Raw genomic sequence first — 23,160 nt, 5'->3', positions numbered from 1 at the left:
AAAACCCACACCACGCCCCAAAACGTGGCGCCCGGTAACAAATCGCACCGCTTAGGCGCACCTTTCCTCCTCAAAAAATCATTTATCTGACTCTAAAGCGCTCTTTCGCACGTCAAAAATAATAGTTGGCACGAAACACGCTTACTAACTAATAACAGATTGTTGAACAATCATTGCCGCACTGCTGTCACCCACCGAGGATACGAAGATGCGTAAAGGTCTGATGAGCAAAACCACCAAGCACACCCTGGCGCTGACAGTCGCCCTTGCATGTTTAGCCCCGCTGGTATCGGCGGCAGAGGTTAAAGGCACGCTCAAACAAGGGGAACTGTCGGTCGGCTCCGACCTGACCTACCCGCCTTACACCTACCTGGATCAAAAACAACCTGCCGGGTTCGACCCGGAGTTCATCCAGTTGCTCGGCCAGCAATTGGGGCTGAAGCCGCGCTTTCTCGATACTCGCTTCGCCAACCTGATTCTCGGGGTCAACGCCCAGCGCTTCGACGTGGTGGCCTCGGCGCTTTACGTCACCCCGGAGCGCGCCAAGCAGGTCGACTTTGTCAGCTACCTGAAAACCGGCTCATCGCTGATGGTGCTCAGCGGCAGCGACTTCAAGCCCCAGCAACCCCAAGACTTGTGCGGCAAGCGCGTCGGCTCGATCAAAGGCGCCTCGTGGGTCCCCAAGCTGAATCAGGTTTCCGCCGAGTACTGCCTGCCCAATGGCAAGCCCGCGATTGAGTCCCGCGAGTTCCCGACATCGCCGGAAGCCACCCAGGCCCTGCTGTCACGCGCGGTCGACGTGCAAATGGAAGACCCGGCCGTGGCCAAGATCACCGTCGAAAAACTTCAGGGCAAAACCGTTATCAGTTCCAACGAACTGATTTACCCGGTGGTCATCGGCCTGGCCGTGCGCAAGGGCAACCAGCCGCTGCTGGAAGAACTGACCGAAGCCCTCGCGCAAATCAAGCAGAACGGCAGCTACGGCCAACTGCTCGCCCGCTACAACCTGGCTGAACCCACGGCTCAGGAAATCAGCACGGCATTGGGCAACTGAAACACCCCGTGAGGCGTAACCGGTAGCGGATTCCCCGGTGCTTCCCTACCGGCGCAACGATCACAGACATTCGGAGCAAGCACATGCAATTCGATTGGCACTACACCCTGGGACTGTTGTGGAACGGTGACTTCTGGCGGGCCGTCGCGACGGTGGTTGAACTGAGCCTGGAAACCTGGGTGCTGGGGATCATCTTCGGCTTCTTTCTGGCCCTGGCCAGACAGTCGCAACGCCGCTGGCTGCGTAATGCCGCAGGCCTGTATATCTGGTTCTTTCGCAGCCTGCCGCTGCTGGTCCTGCTGATTTTTGTCTACAACCTGCCGCAGGTGTTTCCGTCCACCAGCGTGGTGTTGTCCAACCCCTACAGCGCCGGGCTTATCGCGCTGGTGCTCAGTGAAGCGGCGTATATCGCCGAGATCCACCGTGGCGGGCTGCTGGCCGTGGTCAAAGGGCAACTGGAGGCCGGCAAGGCGCTGGGCGTCGGCTATAAAGGCATTCAACGCCTGATCGTGGTGCCCCAAGCCTTGCGTGTCGCGCTGCCCACCCTGGCCAATGAATACATCACGATCGTCAAACTGACCTCGCTGGTGTCAGTGATTTCGCTGTCAGAAATCCTTCTGGTGGGCCAACAGCTTTACACCCAGAACTTCCTCGTGATGGAGACCATGCTGGCCGTGGCGTTCTATTACGTGCTCATCGTCACGGTGTTCAGCCGCCTGCTGCACCTGCTGGAAAACCATCTGGACGTAACCCGCCGCAAACCCAAAACCATCGCCCCGGCTGAACTGGGCCAAGTGGTTACCCGGCGTAACAGCGATCAGGCTGCGCCCGGCGAATTCGCCCTGCAAGCGCAAAGCGTGCGCAAGTCGTATGGCGAGCTGGAAGTGCTCAAAGGCGTGGACCTGAATGTGCGCTGGGGCGAAGTGGTGTCGATCATCGGCCCTTCCGGCTCGGGTAAAACCACGCTGATCCGCACCATGAATGGCCTCGAAAGCCTCGACCACGGTCAGATCACCCTGCAAGGCCAGCCATTTCTACGCGGCACACAAGACCCCGAAGGCCCGCTCAGCCACAAAGTGCACATGCAAAACATCGTGCATGTGGGCATGGTGTTCCAGGGCTTCAACCTGTTTGCCCACAAGACCGTGCTGGAGAACGTGATGCTCGCCCCGGTCTATCACGCCCACGGCGCGGATGAAGAACTGCGCCTGCTGAGCCTGGCCCTGCTGAAAAAGGTCGGTATGCTCGACCACGCCGGCAAATACCCGCATCAACTTTCTGGCGGCCAGCAACAGCGGGTGGCCATCGCCCGGGCATTGGCCATGCGCCCTTCGGTGATGCTGTTTGACGAACCCACCTCGGCCCTCGACCCGGAACTGGTCGGTGATGTGCTGGCGGTCATCGAAGAGTTGGCCCGCGAAGGCATGACCATGGTCATCGTCACCCACGAAATGAACTTCGCCTTCAAGCTTTCGGACCGCGTGGTGTTTATGGAAGGCGGCCAGATCATTCAGGACGCGGCGCCGCGCGAGATGCTCGAACAACGCAGCGAACGCATGACCAAGTTCCTCAAAGACGTACAGCTTGCATGAGCCCAAGGAGTCTCAGCGTGAATCAACCCAAGGAAAAAAGCCTGTCCCTGTCGGATCAGGTCGCCATCGAATTGCGTGAAGACATCATTGGCGGGCGCCTGCTGCCGGGTATGCCGCTGACAGAAAGCGAACTGGTGAATGCCTACAACGCCTCGCGCAACACCGTGCGCGAGGCCCTGCACCAACTGGGCCGTGAAGGCCTGACCAGCTACGTACGCAACAAAGGCGTGATGGTACGGCGCATGGGCATCGACGACGTGCGCGACATTTTCAATGTGCGCCGCACCCTCGAATTACAGGCCATTGCCGCCAGCAAACCGCTGCGCGAGTACCAGTCCGACCTGATGCTCGAAGCCATCGAAGCCGCGCAACTGGCCCAGGATCGAGAAAACTGGCAAGCCTTCGGTACCCACAGCTTGCGTTTTCACCAACACATCGTCGGCTTGCTGCGCAGCCCGCTGTTCGATGAGTTTTTTACCCAGGTCGCGGCGCAAATGCGTCTGGTGTTTTCCAGCGCCCCCAGTGAAGAAAACTTTCAGAAACCCTGGCTCGAACGCGACCGCCAGATCCACGACCTGCTCGCCGAAGGCAACAAGAAAGCCGCCGAGGAAGCCATGAGCAGCTACCTCAATGATTCCGAAACCGTGCTGTTGGACATTCTGGCCAGCACGCCCAAACCCTGAGAAGAGGACCCACTATGTACAAGGACTATCCAGCGGCCTACCAAGTCAGCAAAGGTACCGCGCTACAAGTCGACAAGCCTTTCTATGACCGCGTGCGTGAATCTGCCGGCAAACGCACCCTGATCGAACAGTTCGAAGTACCGATCCGTACCGGCCGCGCCTGGAAAGTGCCCGCAGGCCATGTGTTTCGCGTGACCACGCCGGTAGGCCCGCAAGTCGGCGACTTCAACATCTGGAACGCCAACGACCCGCGTGAGCGCATGTGGGCCGCCCGTACCCGCCAACTACAGGGCGCGCACGTCACTACTTATGACCGCCTGTGGTCGAACCTGCCGTTTTTGCGGCCTTTGGTAACCATCACGGACGACAGCCTGGCCGATTACGGCATTGATGAACACGGCGGCCGCCTGCACGACTTGCTCGGCACCCGCTGCGACCCTTACGTCAACAAGATGCTCACCGGCGAAGACTTTCATCATCACTGCCACTCCAACCTGACCCGCGCAGTCCTGCCCCACGGCCTGACCGAGTTCGACGTGCATGACGTGCTGAACATCTTCCAGTGCACCGGTCTGAACCACGATGACATGTACTTTATGAAGGCATGCCCGGCAAAACAGGGTGATTACCTGGAGTTTTTCGCCGAAATTGACGTGCTGTGCGCCCTGTCGACCTGCCCTGGGGGCGACCTGTCATTGCCCATGTGGGGCCCGGACGCAGAAGACCCGCTCAAGGTCTGCCGCCCGCTGGGCGTTGAAATCTACAAGCTCGACGAGTCGCTGCTCGAAGGCTGGAAGCAACCCGAACGCGCCGCCTATAACGGCAATCACGGCTTGCTGATTGCCAAGGCTGAGTGGGAAAAGTAATCCCCGCTGCAACCGTGCACGTGTAACCCGCAGCGGCACCGTCAACGCCGGCCCGCTGACGGGTTTGCACAAATCAGTCATTATCTGCTCCCTACCCGGCCCTCTATTCAGGAGCAAGAATGGACAAGCACACTGCCGCCGTCCCGCTGGACAAAGCCTATCGACTGATCAACCACGGGCCGACCATTCTGGTGTCGGCGCGCCATGCTGGCGTGCAAAACGTCATGGCGGCCTCCTGGGCCTGTGCGCTGGACTTTGCCCCGCCCAAGCTCACCGTGGTGCTGGACAAGAGCGTAAAAACCCGCGAACTGGTGGAGCACAGCGGCTTGTTCGTGATTCAGGTGCCGACCGTGGCGCAAATTGAACTCACCAGCAAAGTCGGCAGTTTGAGCCTCAACACCGACCCGAACAAACTCAGCGACAGCGGTGTTGAACTGTTTGCTATTGAAGGGCATGACCAGCCGTTCGTAGCCGGGTGTTCGGCATGGCTGGCCTGCAAACTGATCCCCGAACCGCACAACCAGACGGCCTACGACCTGTTTATAGGTGAAGTGGTCGGTGCCTGGGCAGACACCCGCGTTTTCAGTGACGGCCATTGGCACTTCGAAACCGCCAACCCGGCCTGGCGCAGCCTGCACTACATTGCCGGTGGCCATTACTACGCAACCGGCGAAGCGCTGGATATTGACGAGGCCTGACCCTCGCTACGGGTTGTACGCGATCCAACTGTAGGAGCGAGCTTGTCTCGCGATCTTTTAACTTTGGCTCTTTTTACGGCCGATGCTCGACCGATCGCAGCCTTCGTCCCTCGTCAGCGACTACAGGTGCACGCAATAAAAGCGTAGGAGTTGCCGAAGGCTGCGATCTTTTACGTTTTAAGATCAAAAGATCGCGAGACAAGCTCGCTCCTACAGATTTATTGCGTCTCGCAGACTATGGTCAATCCTTCTTGCTCATCCGGGGCCTTGAAGTAACGGGTGATCAAGTCGAACTCTGCATCGGTGGCGGCGAAGTCATGCTCGCCCTTGGCGTTGCGCGCGCGCAATCGGGCGCGGCAGGTATCGTCATCGACGTCCAGGTAATGCAGACAATGCGCAACCTGTGCCTGATCAGCCAAGGCCCGCAGCCATTGGCGGTCGGCGACGGTGTTGGCCGGAAAATCCAGCACCACGTTGACACCGGAACCCAGCAAGTCGATCACCAAGGGCTGCAACACGTCACGCAGGCGCCGGGCGCAGCGCAGGTAATCGGTTACCGAGCGAATCTCCTCAGGGTAAAGCGCCGCCAGCCAGCGATCTTCGCTCATCAAAATCGCCGCATGCTCTTCGACCAACGCCTTTGCCAGGGTCGATTTGCCCGAAGCGATCTTGCCGCACATCAAATGCAGAACGGGGGTGGTCATAAGCAGCCTTCCTGAAGGTGAGCCAAAGATCATGCCCAACCGGTATCGGGCCAGCAAGCAATGCCCAGCCGAAACACGCAACTTTCACCTTTGCGCCCGCTTGGTTATGCTCGGCGCTGGCTGATGCTGCCCGCCCTTTTGTCTCTCTTGAGCATCAAGGCTTGGCAGCGCGAGCATCCAGACATGTCGGTGACAGGAGGCAGCATGTTTTCAATCGAATTTGAAAAACCCATTCCCATCTTGCGAATGTTTGACGAGGCCAAGGCGCGGGAGTTTTATCTCGAGTTTCTGGGCTTTGACGTGGAGTTCGAGCATCGCTTCGAACCTGGCATGCCGTTGTACCTGGGCATCAGCCGTAACGGGCTTGAACTGCATTTGTCGGAACATCATGGCGATGCCAGCCCGGGTTCGACGCTGTTTGTCCCGATGCACAATATCGAGCTGTTTCACGCTGAGTTAGCGGCCAAACACTATGGTTATGCGCGCCCGCAAATCGTTCAACAGGACTGGGGCCAAGTGCTGGAAGTGCACGACCCTTTCGGCAACCGCATTCGGTTCTGCCAACGCTGATAGGCCCACCCGCGCGGGCTGATAAAAAATTATGTGGTAATGATACTGGTTCTCATTAGAATGCTCCCCGAGCACGCTGGATTTGCGTGGGAATGGCGGGAGCGGTTCAGCATGAGTACAGAGGACAGTCAGCAAAAACTGAGCGAGCTTTTCATCAACCAGCGGGTTTCGCTGGTGCGGATGCTCTCGCGGGTGGTGGGCTGCGCCAGCCTGGCAGAAGACCTGGCGCAGGAAACCTATGTAAAAGTGGCCAATGCGCTGAAAACCCGGCCAGTGGAGTTTCTGCACCCTTTTTTGTATCAGACTGCCCGCTACCTGGCCTTCGATCACCTGCGCAGCTTACGCAGCAAAAGGCGCTTCGAATGCCAGGTCAGCGATGAGCGCCATTTGACCGAAATCGCCACCACCGCCCCCGGCCCGGACAGTCAGCTGCAAGGCCAGCAGTCCCTGAAGCAGTTTCAGGCTGCCCTCAAGACCTTGCCCAAGCGCCAGCAACAGATTCTGGTGCTGAGCCGATTACAGGACCTGTCCAAAGGAGAAATCGCCCAGCGCCTGGATGTTTCGATCAGTACGGTTGAAAAAGATTTGCGTACTGCGCTTAATGCCTGCGCCAAAGCCATCCAGAAGCAAGCCGCCCATGACTGACTCACCCACCGCCCCTGTTGTGCCCAGCGAGCACGTGCAACGTCAGGCAACCGACTGGTTCGCCCAGCGCGAAGAAATGGCCCGGCAACCCGCCTTGCGTCAACGCTTTGAACAATGGCGTACGGCAAACCCCGAACACAGCGCCGCCTACCAGACCCTGGAAAACCTGTGGCAAAGCCATGCGTTCGAGCAAGCGCTGCACAGCCTTGACCTGGATCTCGACCTGCCCGCCGCCCCGGCCCACAAGCCACGCAAGGCGTGGGCGTTTGCCACTGCTGCGATGCTGCTGCTCATGCTCACCAGCGCCTGGTTGTCAGACCTGCCGATGCACCTGCGCGCCGATCAAATGACTGCCGTGGCAGAGGTCAGACACCTCACCCTGGGCGATGGCTCGCAGATTGTGCTGGGCAGCAACAGCGCCATCAGCACCGACATCAACGCCGATCACCGGCGCATCCGCTTATTGCGGGGTGAGTTTTTTATCGAAGCCTCCCATGACCCATCGCGCCCGCTGGAAATCGACGCCGCCGACGCCCGCGTCACCGTGGTCGGCACCCAATTCAGCGTGGCCCTGCAAGGCGAGAACGTTACCGTCGCAGTACGTGAAGGCAAGGTGCGCTTTACCGACAAGGCCGGTGAGCAAAGCCTGTTGCAAGCCGGCAACTGGCAACAGTTCGAAAACGGTCATTTGCAAGACCTCAACAGCGACGGGGCTGAACGGCAAATGGCCTGGGTACAAGGCCGACTGTCATTTCAGGACCAGCCGCTGGCGCAGGTGCTGAACACCCTCGGGCGTTACTACCCGCAGCCTATCCTGTTGTTCAACGAAACAGCGGCCAAACACCGTGTCAGCGGCAATTACCAACTGAACAACCCCGTGGCAATCGTTGAGGCGCTGAATAAAGTCACTTCAACCCGACTGACGCGTTTGCCCGGTGGCGTGCTGGTGATTCATTAAGAGTTGAGTATCGTCACGGCCCGACGAGCAACTGTCACTTAGACCGCGTTCCTGAGCCGGTCGCCGCTGACCAGCTCGCCGAGCTCGATGTCATGTTCCAGTCGGCAACGATGATCCACCAACACCAAGGTGTTGCCGCTACGCTCGACGAAACGATGCAGCGCCTGCACACGCTCGGCCAGTTGTTCGGAGGGCAAAGCGCTGAACGGCTCATCCAGCAATAAAAGATGGTGGCGTTCCTTCGGCAATGTGCTCAGCCAGGTATCCAGCCATCTGCTTGCCCCGGGCGCACCGCTGAGCAACGCCAGGGTATTGCTGTCCAGGTAATAGCGGGTTGATGTCAGGTCCGGCGTCGCGCCCGGTTCTTCTATGACCACATCGGTGATACCCGCCACGCCCTTGAGATACTCGCTCTTGCCGGATCCGGAGTGGCCAGACAGCGAATATAACCGGCCCAGTTCCAGATGCAGAGCGCGATAGGCACGTTGAGCGATAAAGGGCGCGATGCGCAGGCTCTGCCCGGCGATCACAACAGCCACCGAGCTTTTAGGCCGGGCAAAATGTTGCAGGCGCTCCACCGACACCGACTGCGATTTGAACCCCGTGATGGCTAGAAACACATTGGCCAGGTCGGAACGCACCAGCAGCAAGGCCGTGACCGCGAGCACAAAAGCCGATTCGCGGGTCTGATAAAAACTGCCCATCAGGGCCACCAGGACAATCACCAGATCGCTGAGCAAGGTGCAACTGGCCGCAGTGATGGTGCGGGCGATCACGCTGCGCATGCGGGTAGTGTAGAAATGCTGCAGCCCATCAGCTATCGCGTCCCGCTGGGTCAGCGCCAGCCAGTCGCCCAAGCGTTCGAAACCCACGCCAGCGATCCGGGAAATGGCAAACGCCACATGGGCCGAGCATAGAAGGGAGTCGAATCCCTTCACGCTCTCGACTCGAGTTCGATACAGCTCGTTGATCGAAAGACGATACAACACCGCCAGCAGACCGCTGAACAGTAGCGCCACGGCGATGCCGAACAGGCCAAATCCCATCCACAAGGCCACGCCATTGCACAGCAACAACGCGATGATCCAGGCAATGTCGTGGGCATACCAGGCAATGCGTTCGAATGTAGTGGTGATATCGCGAGAAACCACCTGCAACGCATCAGCCAGGCCGGTGACCCGGATGTCTCGCAGGCCAACGATGAACAAGCGGGAAAAGCGGCTGCGCAACAGATTCTCGATAAATAGCCCGCCCGCGATTCCTGCTCCTACCCCGGCCACGACATACAACAGAACCTGCCACGGCGAATAACCGGCCTCTGGCAGCGTCAGGTTGGCCGCATAGCTCATCATCAGTGCCGGCACCCACAACATCAACACACCCCAGCCACAGTACTTGAACAGATCGGCGAGACTGAAGCGGGCGGACGGCGGGTCTCTGGCAGGCACTGGCGAAGCCATCCGCTCGCCGACTTGGGCCAGCGGGCCTTCGCGCAGCGCTATCGCCCTTGTGGCCGATGGGCTGAAGCTTACCCAAGGCAGGCGCTCCAAAGCGTCTTTCACTGCCAACGCAGCCGTAGCATCCAACGCCGACAAGTCGTGATCAATACTTAGGGTCCCATCCTGGGCACGAGCCATAAATACCCCACGCAGCAGTTGCAAACGCAAGCGCTGCCCGGCAGAGAGGTTGCTCCCGTTCAGCTCGACAGGCAGTTGCAGGACCTGATGTGGGTCCTGTCCTAGCTCGGGTATCAGCCGCAAAGCACCCAGCAACGCGTGCAGATCTTCGCGTTGGCTCTCCAGCGGGCCAGGAATCAGCTCGATCAGAGACCCGGGCCAGATCGGCCAGTCGGCATCGAACACGATCAAACCGCACGCCTTATCGGCTGCAGCTGGGGGTAATAGCGAATGCCTGGAGGAATTCTGATACAGGCCATTGAGCTCTTTCAGAGAGCGGCCGACAGCCTTGTAACTCACATAGGAACGGGGTAACGCGAGCACCGCCGCCAGCAACGGAATGCTCAGCCAGAAAATCGCCCCGTCTCAGACCATAGCCGATTCAGAGGTGCCCAGCAGCCCCAGCAAGACAAAAGGAATCAGGCGGCCGAAACCGATGATATAGCTGTCGGCACCGCGCAGGAGCGTATCCACGTTTCGCAGGAAGCGTTCGCCCGCCAGCGTCCGCTCAATACTCTGCAAGGCTGTGCGGTCAGCGAACTGCTTGAGCCACGGTCCTTCGCGTAACCATACCGAACACTGTTCGATACGCTGTGCCACCCTGTCCATGATCCGCTTGTAATTATGGTCCGAGAGCCTGGCCAACAGATAGGAAAGCGGCAGGAATGCACCGATCACCGCAACCGCCCAGAACCCTGCGGGGCCAAAGACCAACAACGCCAGCAGGATTGAAAGCAGCAGGAAAACCGGAATCGCCAACAGGTTAACGCAGGCACCGATTCCGTCGAGAATGATGCTGAAATCCCGCGAAACTACCCGTTCCAGCACCGAGACCTCTACCCGGAGGTGCATTTTACGCGCCAAAAGGCGCTCGAACTCGCGGCATAACCTCAAGGAGATGTAGCGTTCCAGATTGAGCTCGCTCACCACCAGCAAAAAACCGCTGATGGCCAAGAACAGCAGGAGCGTGACATCGGCACTTCCCTGGGCCGTCACCAGAGTGCTCAGCCTATAGATGAACAACAACGGCACGCTGTATTGCAATAACGACACCAGCACATAAGCGCCGACCGCCCAGGGCGCAACGCTAAAGACCAAGCCGAAAATACCATCGGCAAAGGATCGTCCTTCAGAGGGAGCGGCCATCCGATAGCACAATGCCGGTGTAAAGCAGTACATCCACCTCATGGCAGCGCCTGCTCGTAATACATCCGACCAGGCCCCAAGGCCTGTACACGTTGCAGGCAGTCGCGGATTTTCTGCAGATCGTAATAGTGGGCGGGAATCTCACGGCATGCACAGTAATGGGCCACCCACTCCTCCAGATCCCACGAGAACTCCGGGTCCGCTCCCAGGAAGCGGCTCAAGGACACGATGTCGAACCACACGCTGCGATGCAGGGAATGAGTCTCCAGGTCGAACGAGGGGACACGGCAGCGACATACCAACACTAGATAACCGAAAAGGCACCCGCAACGCTAAAAAGGCGCAAGGAGTAACTTTGGGAAGCGTCCTACAAGAGGGCGAAAATTAATTTTGCGAGGCAAAAACACATCCCCCGCTTGAAAATTAAAAACTGTCGCGGCCTGACTTTACTGGGGACTGTGCGGACTTCGTATTGAGTGGTCGTGATTGCCGAGTTGACGAATCCTGAAAAACAAAGCCGCATACGATTAGGACAACCGCCATGGCGCACCCACCATGGCGGTGTCATTCAGGTCAGCGCGAAGCCCAGGCGTTGAACCGCTGTTCCAGTTGTTCGCCGTGATCGGCCCAGAACAGCGCATCTACCGGAATCTGCTGCGCCAGGTTGGCAGGCGCGGTGGGCAGTTCGGCGATCCGGGCCTTGTCGAGCAGGTCCATGGCGCGCATGTTGGCGGCGCCGTAGTCGATGTTTTCGGCGAAGTTTTTCTGCTGCTCAGGCTCTAACGTAAAAGCGATGAACTCGCGGGTCTTGTCTTGGTGCTTGGCGCCTTTGGGGATGGCCCAGGAATCGAACTCGTAGAGCCCGCCGTTCCAGACCAGGTCCAAGTCATACTTTTTCTTTTGCTCGGCCGAGAGCCGTCCGTTGTAGACGGAACTCATCACCACGTCCCCGGCAGCCAAAAACTGCGGCGGCTGGGCACCGGCCTCCCACCATTGAATGTGCGGTTTAATCTGGTCCAGTTTGGCAAAGGCACGGTCCTGACCGGCCTTGGTCGCCAAGGTGGTGTAGACGTCGGCAGGCGCAACGCCGTCAGCGATCAAGGCAAACTCCAGGGTCGACTTGGCCAGTTTGCGCAGACCACGTTTGCCCGGGAATTTCTCGACATCCCAGAAGTCCTGCCAGCCGGTAGGCGCCTCTTTCAGCTTCTTGGTGTTGTAGGCCAGTACCGTCGAGTAGACGAGAAAGCCGATGCCACATGGCTGGATGGCGCCCGGCACGAAGTCTTTGGTGTCGAGGCCGATTTGCGCCGGGTCGAGGGTTTCAAACATGCCCTCGTCGCAGCCGCGGGCCAGTTCGGCAGACTCAACTTCCACGGTGTTCCAGGACACACTGCCGGTGTCGACCATGGCTTTGACCTTGGCCATTTCCCCGTTGTATTCACCGGAAATCACCTTGCTACCATCGGCCTTTTGCCAAGGCTTGTAGAAGGCTTTTACCTGGGCGTCCTTGTTGGCGCCGCCAAACGAAACGATGGTGAGGTCGGCCGCGAGGCCGTGGCTGGCAGTGACGATCCCCGTTGCCAGAACTGCGAATTTCAGAGCTTTGATCATTATTGTTATCTCCTACTGTTCAAGGGTGATTGCACATCACTCGAATGGGTCTTGCTCTCCTGTTGCGGGCTGAATGAACGTCGTAAGGTGGCACGGTGCTATTGAGGGTAAAAGTCTGCTTTCCTGATGCTTGGATCGGTTTTGACTAAACAATCGCAGGCTTCCACGCAGTTCATTGCAGGCAGAAGCGGGCCCCGCGAAAAAAATTTTCAAAAAGTTTTACGGCTTTCGCGAACTCAACCCGTCAAGGTGTTTGTTATTGCAAATACTTCCTATTCACTCGGGGCTCGCATGTACTTTCCTACCCTCAACACCACCTATGCACGCAGCGCATTGGCGCTCGCTGTTTTCCTCGCATACAGCAACGTTCAGGCCGTCGAGCCCGCAACCACCTCCGTCATCAATACAGCGCTGGACACCCACAGTTTCGCGATTGCGCGCCAGCCGCTGGCCAACGCGCTGGACCAGCTGAGCACCCAGAGCGGGCTGCAAATCGCCTACTCCGCAGACATGGCCCAAGGCATTACCTCGCCGGGCGTCAACGGCACCATGACCACCCGCCAGGCCTTGACTCAACTGCTGAGCGGCAGCGGCCTTGAAGCCCAGTCGAGTGGCGAAAATGCCGTGGTGCTGGCGCCGGTGCCGCAAACCGGTTCGGCACTGGAGCTGGGCGCGACAGCGGTCACTACCAACCTGTTGGGTACCGTGACCGAAGGCTCGGGGTCCTACACGCCAGGCACCATCGCCACCGCCACCCGGTTGGTGCTGACACCGCGTGAAACACCGCAAACGGTCACCGTCGTCACCCGTCAGCACATGGACGACTTCGGCCTCAACAACGTCGACGACGTGATGCGCCACACCCCCGGCATCACCGTGTCGGCCTATGACAGCGACCGCAGCAACTACTACGCACGCGGGTTCTCGATCAGCAACTTCCAGTACGACGGCATCCCTTCGGCCACCACCAACGTCGGCTATTCATCGGGCAACACCTTGAGCGACACGGCCATTTATGACCGTATTGAAGTGATCAAGGGTTCCACCGGCCTGCTCACCGGGGCTGGTTCGTTGGGCGCGGTGATCAACCTGGTGCGTAAAAAGCCCACCTCCGAGTTCAAAGGCCATGCCACGCTCGGTGCGGGCTCGTGGGACGACTACCGCAGCGAAGTAGACGTAAGCGGCCCCCTGACCGAAACCGGTAACGTGCGTGGCCGCGCAGTCGCGGCCTATCAGGACAAAAACTCGTACCAGGACCACTACTCGCGCAAAACCTCGGTGTTCTACGGGATTCTCGAATTTGACCTGACGCCCGACACACTACTGACCGTGGGCGGCGACTATCAGGACAACAAACCCATGGGGTCGAGCTGGTCCGGCAGCTACCCGCTGATCAATTCCAAGGGCGACCTCAACAGCGTCAAGCGCTCGTTCAACAACGGCACCGACTGGAGCAACTGGAAGCAATACACCCGCACCGTGTTCGCCACGCTTGAGCATGACCTGGGCGAAGGCTGGGTGACCAAGCTGCAACTGGACCACAAGCTCAATGGCTACGATGCGCAAATGGGCTCGATTCAGGGTGACTACCCGTATGAAGACGGCACCACCCCGATCAACGCCCAACGCTACGTTGGCAACACGCGCAGCAACTCGGCCGACCTGTATGTGAGCGGCCCCTTCCAGCTGTTTGGTCGCGAACATGAAATGGTCCTTGGCGGCTCGATCAGCTCGGCCCACTGGAAGGGTCAAGGCTACTGGAACCCCATCTACCAGGGCACCAATCTGGTGGACTTCAACAACTGGGACGGCCACGCCGAAAAACCGGCCTGGGGGCCTGTTGGCCAATATACCGACGACGTGATTCGCCAGACCGGCACCTACATGACCACCCGCTTCAATGTTACTGATGACTTGAAAGTGCTGGTCGGTGGCCGCGTGGTGGACTACCACATGACTGGCAACACGCCGTCGTACCGTGAATCCGGGCGCTTCATACCCTATGTCGGGGCCATTTACGACCTGAATGACACCTACTCCGTGTACGCCAGCTACACCGATATTTTCATTCCGCAGGAAAACTACAACCGCGACCGCAATGATCGCCTGATTGATCCGGATAAAGGCGAGAACTACGAAGTGGGGCTTAAGGCCGAATTCCTTGAAGGCCGCCTGAACGCTAGCCTGGCTTACTTCGAGATCAAAGAAAGCAACCGTTCAGTACCCGATGATGCCTACAACAACCTCAAGCCGACCCCTTCCAACTATGCGTTCGTCGGTACAAAAGCCCGGACCAAAGGCTTTGAATTTGAACTGTCGGGCGAACTGAGCCCTGGCTGGCAGGTACAAGGCGGCTACACCCACAAGATCGTGCGCGACGACAACGGCGAGAAAATCTCCACCTTCGAACCGCAGGACCAGTTCAAGGTGTACACCAGCTACAAACTGCAAGGCCAGCTGGACAAATTCACCGTGGGTGGCGGCGCACGCTGGCAGAACACCGCGTGGCAAAACATCTGGAACTCCCCGCACGGCCAGTACGAGAAGTTTGAACAGCCGGACTACTGGGTGGTTGACCTGATGACCCGTTACCAGATCAGCAAAAACCTCTCGGCCACGGTGAACGTCAACAACCTGTTCGACAAATACTACTTCACCAACATTGGCTTCTATAACTCGGCGGTGTACGGCGAACCGCGCAACTTCATGGTGACCACGCGCTGGGATTTCTAACGCAGTTCTCTGTAGTCGCTGACGAGGTACGAAGGCTGCGATGCGGGCCGCAGGACCGCCGTATGGGGGCGCTTCGCTCCCCATCGCAGCCTCATGCTTCGACAGCGACTACAGGCGTTGTTTAAAGTGCTCCAGCGAAAGCTCCAGCCCCACATGAGACAACGCGGTGGCCACTGCCTCTGCAGCGTGGGTCGCCGGCTCGATCACCCGCTCAAACATTGCGGTTTCAGCCGCCCTTACCGCTTCGCGCCAGTCATCACTGTTTACCAAATGGCGCGCAAGCTCGGCCGCATCAAGCATCGCCGCATTCACCCCTTCCCCACCAAATGGCGACATCACGTGCGCTGCATCTCCTATCAGGGTGAGTCCGTTCCGGTTGGGCCAGTGATGCCCCACGGGCAGCGCATACAATGGCCGTGCAACCAGCAGGTCGTTACTGGCGCGGATCAAATCAGTAAACACCGGCGCCCACCCGCTGAACTCCTGCTCAAGCCGGGCGCGTGCTGTTGCCGGTGAGCTGAATGCAAAGGTCGCATCGGCCCAGCCTGCCGGCACCCGAAACATCGCATAACCGCGCAAATGCGCATGGGCATTGCGCTGCACAATCAACCCGCGACCGTCGCCTTGCACATCCATTTTGCCAGGCCCCACCAGCGCGGATAACGCCGGGTAGCGGCTGTCAGCCGAATCGATGCCAAACTCAACCAGCGTCAGCCCCGTGTAGGCTGGCTGATAACGCGACAGCAACGGCCGCACCCGTGACCACGTGCCATCTGCACCCACCACCAAGTCAAAAGGCCCGACGGTTTCGCCCTCGAACACCAGCTCCCATGTACCTTCCTCACGGGGCTGCACGCGCTGCAAGGTCTTGCCCCAGTGAACGGAGGGCCCAGCCAGTGATTGCAGGAGCATCTCGCGCAGCGCCGTCCGGTCAACTTCCGGGCGCTCGCCCTGCGCTGCGGTGTCATCCGTGGCGTAAATCAAATGCCCGGTCTTGTCATACAGGCGATCGCCCTGGTCCTCATAACGGGCAATGCCCATGAACGCTTCGGACAACCCCGCGCACTCGATGGCGTGCTGCCCGGAACCGACATGCAGGTCGAGCGTGCCGCCCTGCGGTCGCTCATGGGCATGCGCCTCACGCTCGAACACCGTCGCCTGCACACCGTGCTGCTGGAGGATCCGCGCCAGGGTCAAACCGCCAGGACCGGCGCCAATAATGGCAATGCGAAGTAATTGAGTCATGGACACGGCGCCTCATTCAATTTATATAGGCGCCTATATAGCACGCTCGAGTAGCCATTTACATGAACACACTAGATTGGGATTTGTTCGCCAAACCGGCCCCGCTGATCAACATGGCAGCGCGCAGCTTTGCCCGTTTGGGCGAGCGGCGCCTCAAAAGCCTGGGGCTCAATGTTGCTCAGGTCCCGGTGCTCTACCTGCTGCGCAATGGCGAGGCGCTGTCACAGAAAAGCCTCGCCCAATTGACCCGGGTCGAACAGCCGTCCATGGCGCAAACCCTGGTCAGAATGGAACGTGAAGGCCTGATCCAGCGCACCCCGGCCCCGGATGACCGCAGGAGTCAACTGATTTCATTGACCGGCGCCGCACTGGCAAAACTGCCCGCTGCCCGCGAAGCGCTGGATGCGGACAGCAGCCGCGCCCTGGAAGGTTTTAGCGACGCAGAGGCGGCAACACTGCTGGCTTTACTGCGTCGCCTCAACCAAAACCTGGACCGGATGGTGATTGAAGAAGCGCTGCTCTAGCGCCGGGCACTGGCGGTGCGAAACACCCACAAACTGGCCGTCATCAACAACCATGCCCATGCGCCGCAATTCTCTGTAGTCGCTGACGAGGCACGAAGGCTGCGATGCGGGCCGCAGGACCGCCGCTTGGGGGCGCTTCGCTCCCCATCGCAGCCTCATACTTCGGCAGCGACTACAAGTACAGCCATGCCCACGCGCCGCAATTCTCTGTAGTCGCTGACGAGGTACGAAGGCTGCGATGCGGACCGCAGGACCGCCGCTTGGGGGCGCTTCGCTCCCCATCGCAGCCTCATGCTTCGACAGCGACTACAAGTACAGCCATGCCCACGCGCCGCAATTCCCTGTAGTCGCTGACGAGGCACGAAGGCTGCGATACGGGCCGCAGGACCGCCATTTGGGGGCGCTTCGCTCCCCATCGCAGCCTCAAGCTTGGGCAGCGACTACAGTACGGTCTCGAAATACCCACAAACTGGCCGCCATCAACAACCATGCCGCCATCGCGCCATACAGCATCACCCAGCCGAAGCCGTGGGCCAATGCCGCGCCCTGCCCTGCGCCATTGACGCTACCCGCTGAAATGGTCTGCGCCAGCACGCGCAATTGCTCCTCATCGACCAGGCCGGTCACGCTGCCACGCAACGAAGACAGCGTGCCTTGCACGAGGATAAAACCCATCAACGCGATGTTCACCGCGAGGCTGATCATGCGCGCGCTGATGTCGATGCCCGAGGCCATGCCTGAACGCTCGCTGGGTACAGAACCGGTAGTGGTATTGGTCACCGGGGTGTTGGTCAGGCCAAGCCCGGTCCCGGCCAGTACGCAACCGGCCAGCATGGTCAGCCAACTGGCCTGCTCGACGCTGCTGCCCCATTTCATTAACAAAAAGCCCAGGCCGATGGTGAACAAACCCACGGGGATCACCCTTTCGGCGCGGTAGCGCAGCGCCAGACGTTCGCCAAATGGCGGCACCACCAACGTCGGCAAGGTATACGCCAGCAGGGCCAAGCCGGTACCCACGCTGCTGTAGCCCAGACTGTTTTGAAAGTACAACGGCAGGTAGATCATAAAAGGCCAAAAACTGAAGTTCATCGCCGCAGCGCCAATCAACGCGCCCGAGAAACGCCGAATACGCAGAACCGAAAAGTCGAACATCGCATCGCTGCGACGGCGCTGCGACCCTACAAACACCGCAAAACTCAGCACCGCCGCGAACAAGCTGAAAAGGGCCTCGCGGGTGCCAAACCCGGTGACCGCGCCTTGGGTCAAAAACCACGAAAGCCCCAGCACCGCCAATGACAGCGACGTAATGCCCAGCACATCCAGACGCCGACGTTGTGGGTCTTTGGACTCGTCGACCCCGGCGATCACAAGCAGCAGCGCGAGCACTGCAATCGGCGCATGCACCAGAAACACCCATTCCCAACTCGACACGGCGACAATGCCCGCGCCAATGATCGGACCAAAGCCCAGGCCAATGCCGAAGACAATGCCCCAGGCGCTGAAGGCTTTACCCCGTGCAGCCGCTGACTGAAATCTGTGGGAGAGCACCGCCACCTGGCAGATCAACATCGCCCCTGCCGCCATGCCTTGCAGAAAACGGCTGGCAATCAGCACGTCATTGTCGGGTGCCAGGCCGCAGCTCAACGAGGTGATGCCGAACAGCACCAGGCTGATCATAAACACGCGTTTACGCCCATACCGATCCGCCAGTGTGCCGATGGCCATCAGCACCATGGTGCAGGCGATGGTGTAGGCATTCATGATCCACTGCAAATCGCTGAAATTACTCTGCAGCTCTGCCTCAAGGGTAGGCAGGATGGCCGGTACGCTGGATATTTCGAGGCCAAACATCAGGGCTGCAATGCACACGGCAGCCAGGGTAAAAGCATCTTTTTGTGCGGGGGAGAACAGCATGGCGATCTTCCAGATCAAAGGGATAGTTACTGGCAAAGGCTCCATAAGGTATTACTGCCAGCATCACCCGAGGTGTCTTCAGGCGACCGCGCGCATTCTGCGAGCAATTAAAAAATGACAAAAATGATTTAATTTCGTAGGTTTTATTAACTTTTATCATGAGTGGGCCAAATGGATTTCGACCCGGCGCTGTTGCGCGCCTTTATTGCAATCAAAGAAACCGGCAGCTTCACCCGTGCCGCAGAGCGGATGCACATCAGCCAATCGGCCATAAGCCATCAGATCCGGCGTCTCGAAGAACAGGCCGCAACCAAACTGCTGAGCCGCACCACCCGCAGTTTGACGCTGACCGAAGATGGCGAGGATTTTCTGCGCCACGCCGAATGCATCCTCAAGGCACAGGACGCGTTGATCCGCCGTTTTACCACCTCATCGGTGTCAGGTGCCGTGCGCTTTGGCCTGCCCGAGAACTTTATCGGTGACGGTTTGCCGCCGTTGCTGACGCGCTTTACCCGCCAATTCCCGGCCGTGCGCCTGGACGTCACGGTTTGCCCATACCTTGACCTGCGCGCACAGGTCGACACCGACAAGCTTGATCTGGCCGTGGTGCTGGCACTGCCGGGCAGCCCGCCGGGGGGCACGGTTTTGCGTGAAACTCACTTTGTCTGGGCGGCTGCGCACGACTTCGAGTTCTCAGGGGAGAACCCGCTACCGCTGGCCTTTGCCCCCATGCCTTGTGTACATCGGCAAGTGGCCATCGACGCGCTGCAAAACTCCGACGTGCAATGGCGGGTGGCGTTCACCTCACCCAGCCAGCAAGGCTTGCGCGCAGCGGTACTGGCCGGGCTGGCCGTGACCGCTTTGCCCTTGGGTGATCTGGAGCCCGGCATGCGCGTGATTGACGACCACTACGGCCTGCCAGCGTTGCCCGAAGCGGACTTCCGGCTTATCTGGAGCACCACTACCAAAACTCCGGCGGCCTGCGCATTCGGGCAATTGCTGATCGGTGAATGTGAATGACAGGCCTCGCAGAAACAGCCTGATTAAGCGCCTTCAAACTTGAACGGCGCTGCCACTTCGAAGCGGTCCGACACTTCGCCAGAGAAGATGTTGCTCTGATTCGGCCCCAGATCGAGCTTTTTGACCTTGCCGGTGGCCTGGGACAGATCCAGTTTTTTCAGGTCCACCCAGAATGTATTCGGGGTGACGGCCGACTCAAAAAAGTACAGCCCCTGCTTGTGGTCGATAACCGAGCGCCAGCGAGTCGAGGAGATATTCGGCTCGCCGGGGGTGGTGATGCCGTAAGGCACCGACACGTTGCGGATCACGCTAAACACGCTGGCCAATGACAAACGCGCATCTTGATCCTTGGGCACCGCGTTCACGTAAAACGACGCACGGGCAAAGCGGTCCGCAGACCGGTTGGTGCCGGGCAACATGACCGTGCCGCCAATCGCCTGCCAGTAAGCGTTCATCGCCAACTGGGCCTCGAATGCCGGGGAGTTGGTCATCACCTGATACTTGCGGCTGTGATGAATCACTTGCTTGCCGTCGATGTATTCAATGATCGCGCTGTCGCCCGAGGCATCAGACATCGACAGGTGCAGCGTGGCCAGTCGGCTTTCGCCCGGCACTTGCGCAGTCACTACATTGAATGGCTCGGTTTTGAGCACTTCAACGGCCTCAGCCACGGTGCTGAAGTTGTCCAGAACGTATTGCGCCCAAGCGGCAATGCTCAAGCCAGGTTTGTCCTTGTTGAACGGCGGATACTCCGACTCAACCAGCCACAAAACGTTGGCCGCGAGGCCGGCTTCGTTGACGCCGTCAGTGGTGGAAATGTCGTAACCGCTGGCAATCAGGCTGCCGTACTTGGAGGTCCACTTGACAGACGAAGGCCCCACTTCACCCGTGCGCTGCATGCCCTTGGGAAACACCCACAGGTTGGTCGCGACGTCAGTTTTCCAGTCCATGGAACGGGCCGTGATCACGCTGTGATCGTCGCCCAAGTACACCAGCCGGGTGCACGCCTGCGCCAATGGCAGTGATAAAACAAACCCTGATACCGCCAGTACCAGCGCTTTGAGAACAGGCTTTTTCATTCCGTTGATCCTTGCAAAAACAGATTAGAAACGCATGGACAAGCCCAACACCGGGCCGCGCTGAGTCACATCGTATTTAAAGGTGTTGCCGGTAAAATCCCGGCTTTTGTATTCCTGCGCCAGCACCCGATAACCGACCCGCACAATCGTCGGGTTTTCGAACAGGTACAGGCGATAGCCGAGGTAAGCCTGGGCGTTGTAGGTCTTTTTCGATGAAGTATCAAACCCGCCGGTGTCCGCCGCGCCAGACAGCGTCCAGCGATCGGTCAGGTCAGCCTGCATGCGCAGCCCTACAAACGGGTCGGTCCACTCGGATTTTTTCTTGGTGCTGTAGCCCACCGGGTCGATCTCGACCTTGGTCGACAGCTTGGTCCAGCGCAGCCCCGCCGTGGGCTCGACCCGCCAGCTACGTGGCTCGCCAAACACATTGTTGCCGCCTAAAGCGTATTCATACACCCGGTAATACACGCCCCCGGCCAGGGTGCTCTGGGTGATGTCCAGGCCGATTTTCTGGCCGTAGGCACGCTCAGACTGGCTAGTCTTGGCGTAGACCCCGTCCAGGTAAAAGCCCAGTTTGCGGTTGGTGACTTCCAGGTTGCCCATAAAGACCCGGTTGAGATTATTGAAAATCTCGCGAAAGCCGACATCCGCCTTGGCATCAACCCCGCCCAACGCCACTTGACCATTCATGGCCGGGGCCCAGACAAAAGGGCTGACCAATACCAGCCATTCATCTTTATCAGTACTGGATTTGCCCTGAGAATCGTCGGCATTTGCCGTCGTGTAAACGCCCATTAAAGGCCAGGCAATGCACATCATTCTGAACATCTGCTTAGCCGCAACTAGCCTCAGTGTCATCGCTTTCGTCTTCCTGACTGCAAGTTCTAAATTTCTGACCACTGTGTATAGCACAGCCATCCTGAACCGCTAATACATGCCCGCGAAAACCTGCAGGACCCGCCACCCCGTCTTCGATGCCGCGCTGTCGCGCAGCAAACAGGCCACCGAATATCTTCAGCATCCCCCAATCGGTTCCCTCTCCTTCGGGAGAGGGCTAGGGTGAGGGGCTCTTGATTTTTTGTACATATCCGTTGCTGCGGCAACGGCCACTTAGGGTTCCGGCCTTACGCCGCGTCACTTTGAAAGCGCAAAGTAACCAAACACTTTTTGCCCCAACCCCTCGGTGCCTCGCTGTGGCTCGGCATGCCCTCACCACAGGCCTTGCTAGGTGGGCCCGCCGCGTTCGGCCAGCGTGGTTTAACGGGGCCTCTCAGATCAAAAACCAGATCAAGATCAACAGATCGCGAGACAAGCTCGCTCCTACAGAGCCTTTAGAATCAATCACTTATTTTATGTTTGATAAGAACGGGCGCGTTCTGGATCTTTTGATCATCGCCCAGCCGCTATTTAACCAGGCGTTTTTCCTTGGACGGCCGATAGCCAAAGTAGGCGCTGTAGCATTTGCTGAAATGACTGGGCGAGACAAATCCGCACGCCACCAGCACATCAACCTGGGACAATTCGGTGTGCTGCAACAAGCGACGCGCTTCGGTAATGCGCAGCTCCATGTAATAGCGCTGTGGCGTGGTGCCCAGCTGTTCCTTGAACAACCGCTCAAGCTGGCGACGTGAGCGGCCCGCGTACACCGCCAACTGCTCCAGCTCCAGCGGCTCTTCAAGATTGGCATCCATCAGTTTCAAGACTTCACGCAAGGGCGCGCTGACGCTGATTTTTTCGGTGGGTTTGATACGTCGGTAACGCGACTCTTCAAACGCCAGAATGTCCTCGACCCCTTCGACCAGCGCTTTGTCATGCAGGCTCTTGATCCACGCAAGGGCCATCTGAATCGCCCCCGAGGGACTGGACGCCGTGAGCCGGTCGCGGTCAATCACAAAAGGCTCACTGGTCACATGCGCCGCCTTGGACACTTCGGCTAACGCCGGACGATGCTCAGGGTGAATCGCACACCGATAGCCCTCCAGCAACCCTGCACTGCCGAGAAACCAGGCGCCATTCCACAACCCGGCCAGGGTGATGCCCTGGTGCGCAGCGGTTTTAAGCACGTGAGTAAACGCCTCATCGCTGTTCAGTTCAGTGCGGTAGCCGCCGCACACCACCAGCACATCCAGCGCGTTGAGTTGCGCTGCATCAAGCTGCGAATCGGGCCGGATCACCAGCCCCAGGTCACTGACCACCTCGCCTTGCGCCAGGCCGAAAGTCTGGGTGGCAAACAACCCTGGGCGCAACAAGTTGGCGGTGATCAGGGCATCCAGCGCCTGGGTAAACGCAGGCAGAGAAAAGTGCTCAAGCAGGACAAAACCCACGCACACCGTTGGCCGGTCCAGACCCGGATTTTCGCTTAGATAGCGCAGGTTTTTGCCTTTCAGGCCGGCACTGAATTGACGACGCTCAATCACGATTCGATCCATCTGGTCAAGTTAA

The 23,160-nt window shown here is 58.9% G+C and carries 19 protein-coding genes and 1 pseudogene; 11 read left to right on the top strand and 9 right to left on the bottom strand.

Going from position 1 to position 23,160, the window contains the following annotated elements; genetic code table 11:
* The first annotated feature begins 208 nt into the window (after positions 1–208).
* The 5 genes from TU84_RS21550 to TU84_RS21530 all read left to right on the top strand — a co-directional run bounded on the left by TU84_RS21550 (position 209) and on the right by TU84_RS21530 (position 4,893).
* Positions 209–1,054: an ABC transporter substrate-binding protein gene (locus tag TU84_RS21550; RefSeq protein WP_048372708.1), complete on the top strand. Its 846-nt coding sequence runs from the start codon at positions 209–211 to the stop codon at positions 1,052–1,054.
* Between the two features lie 83 nt (positions 1,055–1,137).
* Complete coding sequence (locus TU84_RS21545) at positions 1,138–2,646, top strand: amino acid ABC transporter permease/ATP-binding protein (protein ID WP_048372705.1); 1,509 nt, start codon at positions 1,138–1,140, stop codon at positions 2,644–2,646.
* A gap of 17 nt (positions 2,647–2,663) precedes the next feature.
* The gene (locus tag TU84_RS21540) at positions 2,664–3,329 is read left to right on the top strand and encodes a GntR family transcriptional regulator (RefSeq protein ID WP_241486426.1); all 666 of its coding nucleotides are present in this window, start codon (positions 2,664–2,666) and stop codon (positions 3,327–3,329) included.
* Between the two features lie 14 nt (positions 3,330–3,343).
* A complete protein-coding gene (locus tag TU84_RS21535; RefSeq protein WP_048372702.1) occupies positions 3,344–4,195 on the top strand; it encodes an urea carboxylase-associated family protein in 852 nt (283 codons plus the stop codon).
* 119 nt (positions 4,196–4,314) lie between these two features.
* Positions 4,315–4,893 (top strand): flavin reductase family protein, encoded by a 579-nt coding sequence (locus tag TU84_RS21530; RefSeq protein ID WP_048372700.1) that lies wholly within the window; start codon positions 4,315–4,317, stop codon positions 4,891–4,893.
* A 218-nt stretch (positions 4,894–5,111) separates the two neighbouring features.
* Here the strand turns inward: TU84_RS21530 and TU84_RS21525 are convergent, their stop codons facing one another.
* Positions 5,112–5,597, bottom strand: coding sequence for an AAA family ATPase (locus TU84_RS21525; protein ID WP_048372698.1), 486 nt, complete (start codon positions 5,595–5,597; stop codon positions 5,112–5,114).
* A 213-nt stretch (positions 5,598–5,810) separates the two neighbouring features.
* Between TU84_RS21525 and TU84_RS21520 the strand changes: the two are divergent.
* From TU84_RS21520 to TU84_RS21510, 3 genes and pseudogenes are all read left to right on the top strand, one after another.
* A pseudogene (locus tag TU84_RS21520) lies at positions 5,811–6,167 on the top strand (glyoxalase superfamily protein); the annotation flags it as partial.
* Between the two features lie 111 nt (positions 6,168–6,278).
* On the top strand, positions 6,279–6,812 hold the full coding sequence (locus tag TU84_RS21515) for an RNA polymerase sigma factor (RefSeq protein ID WP_048372695.1): 534 nt from the start codon (positions 6,279–6,281) through the stop codon (positions 6,810–6,812).
* Positions 6,805–7,770, top strand: a complete 966-nt coding sequence (locus tag TU84_RS21510) for a FecR family protein (protein WP_048372693.1) — start codon at positions 6,805–6,807, stop codon at positions 7,768–7,770. The genes TU84_RS21515 and TU84_RS21510 overlap by 8 nt, the downstream gene beginning before the upstream one ends.
* A gap of 38 nt (positions 7,771–7,808) precedes the next feature.
* Here the strand turns inward: TU84_RS21510 and TU84_RS21505 are convergent, their stop codons facing one another.
* The 3 genes from TU84_RS21505 to TU84_RS21490 all read right to left on the bottom strand — a co-directional run bounded on the left by TU84_RS21505 (position 7,809) and on the right by TU84_RS21490 (position 12,203).
* The gene (locus TU84_RS21505; RefSeq protein ID WP_048372690.1) at positions 7,809–9,638 is read right to left on the bottom strand and encodes a hypothetical protein; all 1,830 of its coding nucleotides are present in this window, start codon (positions 9,636–9,638) and stop codon (positions 7,809–7,811) included.
* A 174-nt stretch (positions 9,639–9,812) separates the two neighbouring features.
* The gene (locus TU84_RS21500; RefSeq protein ID WP_048372689.1) at positions 9,813–10,592 is read right to left on the bottom strand and encodes a hypothetical protein; all 780 of its coding nucleotides are present in this window, start codon (positions 10,590–10,592) and stop codon (positions 9,813–9,815) included.
* 573 nt (positions 10,593–11,165) lie between these two features.
* Entirely contained in the window at positions 11,166–12,203 is a 1,038-nt protein-coding gene (locus TU84_RS21490) for an ABC transporter substrate-binding protein (protein WP_048372685.1), read from the bottom strand.
* 291 nt (positions 12,204–12,494) lie between these two features.
* On the opposite strand from TU84_RS21490, the gene TU84_RS21485 reads away from it, so the two are divergent.
* Positions 12,495–14,936 carry a TonB-dependent siderophore receptor gene (locus tag TU84_RS21485; protein WP_048372683.1) on the top strand — a complete coding sequence of 814 codons (2,442 nt, stop codon included), beginning with the start codon at positions 12,495–12,497 and terminating at the stop codon, positions 14,934–14,936.
* Between the two features lie 108 nt (positions 14,937–15,044).
* Here TU84_RS21485 and TU84_RS21480 read toward each other — a convergent pair whose 3' ends face one another.
* Positions 15,045–16,181 (bottom strand): FAD-dependent oxidoreductase, encoded by a 1,137-nt coding sequence (locus TU84_RS21480; protein WP_048372682.1) that lies wholly within the window; start codon positions 16,179–16,181, stop codon positions 15,045–15,047.
* Positions 16,182–16,243: 62 nt separating this feature from the next.
* Between TU84_RS21480 and TU84_RS21475 the strand changes: the two genes are divergently transcribed.
* Positions 16,244–16,705 carry a MarR family winged helix-turn-helix transcriptional regulator gene (locus TU84_RS21475; RefSeq protein WP_048372680.1) on the top strand — a complete coding sequence of 154 codons (462 nt, stop codon included), beginning with the start codon at positions 16,244–16,246 and terminating at the stop codon, positions 16,703–16,705.
* A 423-nt stretch (positions 16,706–17,128) separates the two neighbouring features.
* Here TU84_RS21475 and TU84_RS21470 read toward each other — a convergent pair whose 3' ends face one another.
* The gene (locus TU84_RS21470) at positions 17,129–18,619 is read right to left on the bottom strand and encodes an MFS transporter (RefSeq protein ID WP_048372678.1); all 1,491 of its coding nucleotides are present in this window, start codon (positions 18,617–18,619) and stop codon (positions 17,129–17,131) included.
* A gap of 171 nt (positions 18,620–18,790) precedes the next feature.
* Between TU84_RS21470 and TU84_RS21465 the strand changes: the two genes are divergently transcribed.
* A complete protein-coding gene (locus TU84_RS21465; protein WP_048372677.1) occupies positions 18,791–19,639 on the top strand; it encodes a LysR substrate-binding domain-containing protein in 849 nt (282 codons plus the stop codon).
* Positions 19,640–19,662: 23 nt separating this feature from the next.
* Here the strand turns inward: TU84_RS21465 and TU84_RS21460 are convergent, their stop codons facing one another.
* From TU84_RS21460 to TU84_RS21445, 3 genes are all read right to left on the bottom strand, one after another.
* Positions 19,663–20,718, bottom strand: coding sequence for a linear amide C-N hydrolase (locus TU84_RS21460; protein WP_048372675.1), 1,056 nt, complete (start codon positions 20,716–20,718; stop codon positions 19,663–19,665).
* A gap of 24 nt (positions 20,719–20,742) precedes the next feature.
* The gene (locus tag TU84_RS21455) at positions 20,743–21,546 is read right to left on the bottom strand and encodes a porin family protein (RefSeq protein ID WP_323370618.1); all 804 of its coding nucleotides are present in this window, start codon (positions 21,544–21,546) and stop codon (positions 20,743–20,745) included.
* Positions 21,547–22,121: 575 nt separating this feature from the next.
* On the bottom strand, positions 22,122–23,147 hold the full coding sequence (locus TU84_RS21445) for a GlxA family transcriptional regulator (RefSeq protein ID WP_048372671.1): 1,026 nt from the start codon (positions 23,145–23,147) through the stop codon (positions 22,122–22,124).
* Positions 23,148–23,160: the final 13 nt, after the last annotated feature.

It is taken from the genome of Pseudomonas helleri, from assembly GCF_001043025.1.
In the GTDB taxonomy this organism is placed as follows: domain Bacteria; phylum Pseudomonadota; class Gammaproteobacteria; order Pseudomonadales; family Pseudomonadaceae; genus Aquipseudomonas; species Aquipseudomonas helleri.
The sequence above is the reverse complement of the archived record's forward strand: the minus strand, read 5'-3'. Positions and strand labels throughout refer to the sequence as shown.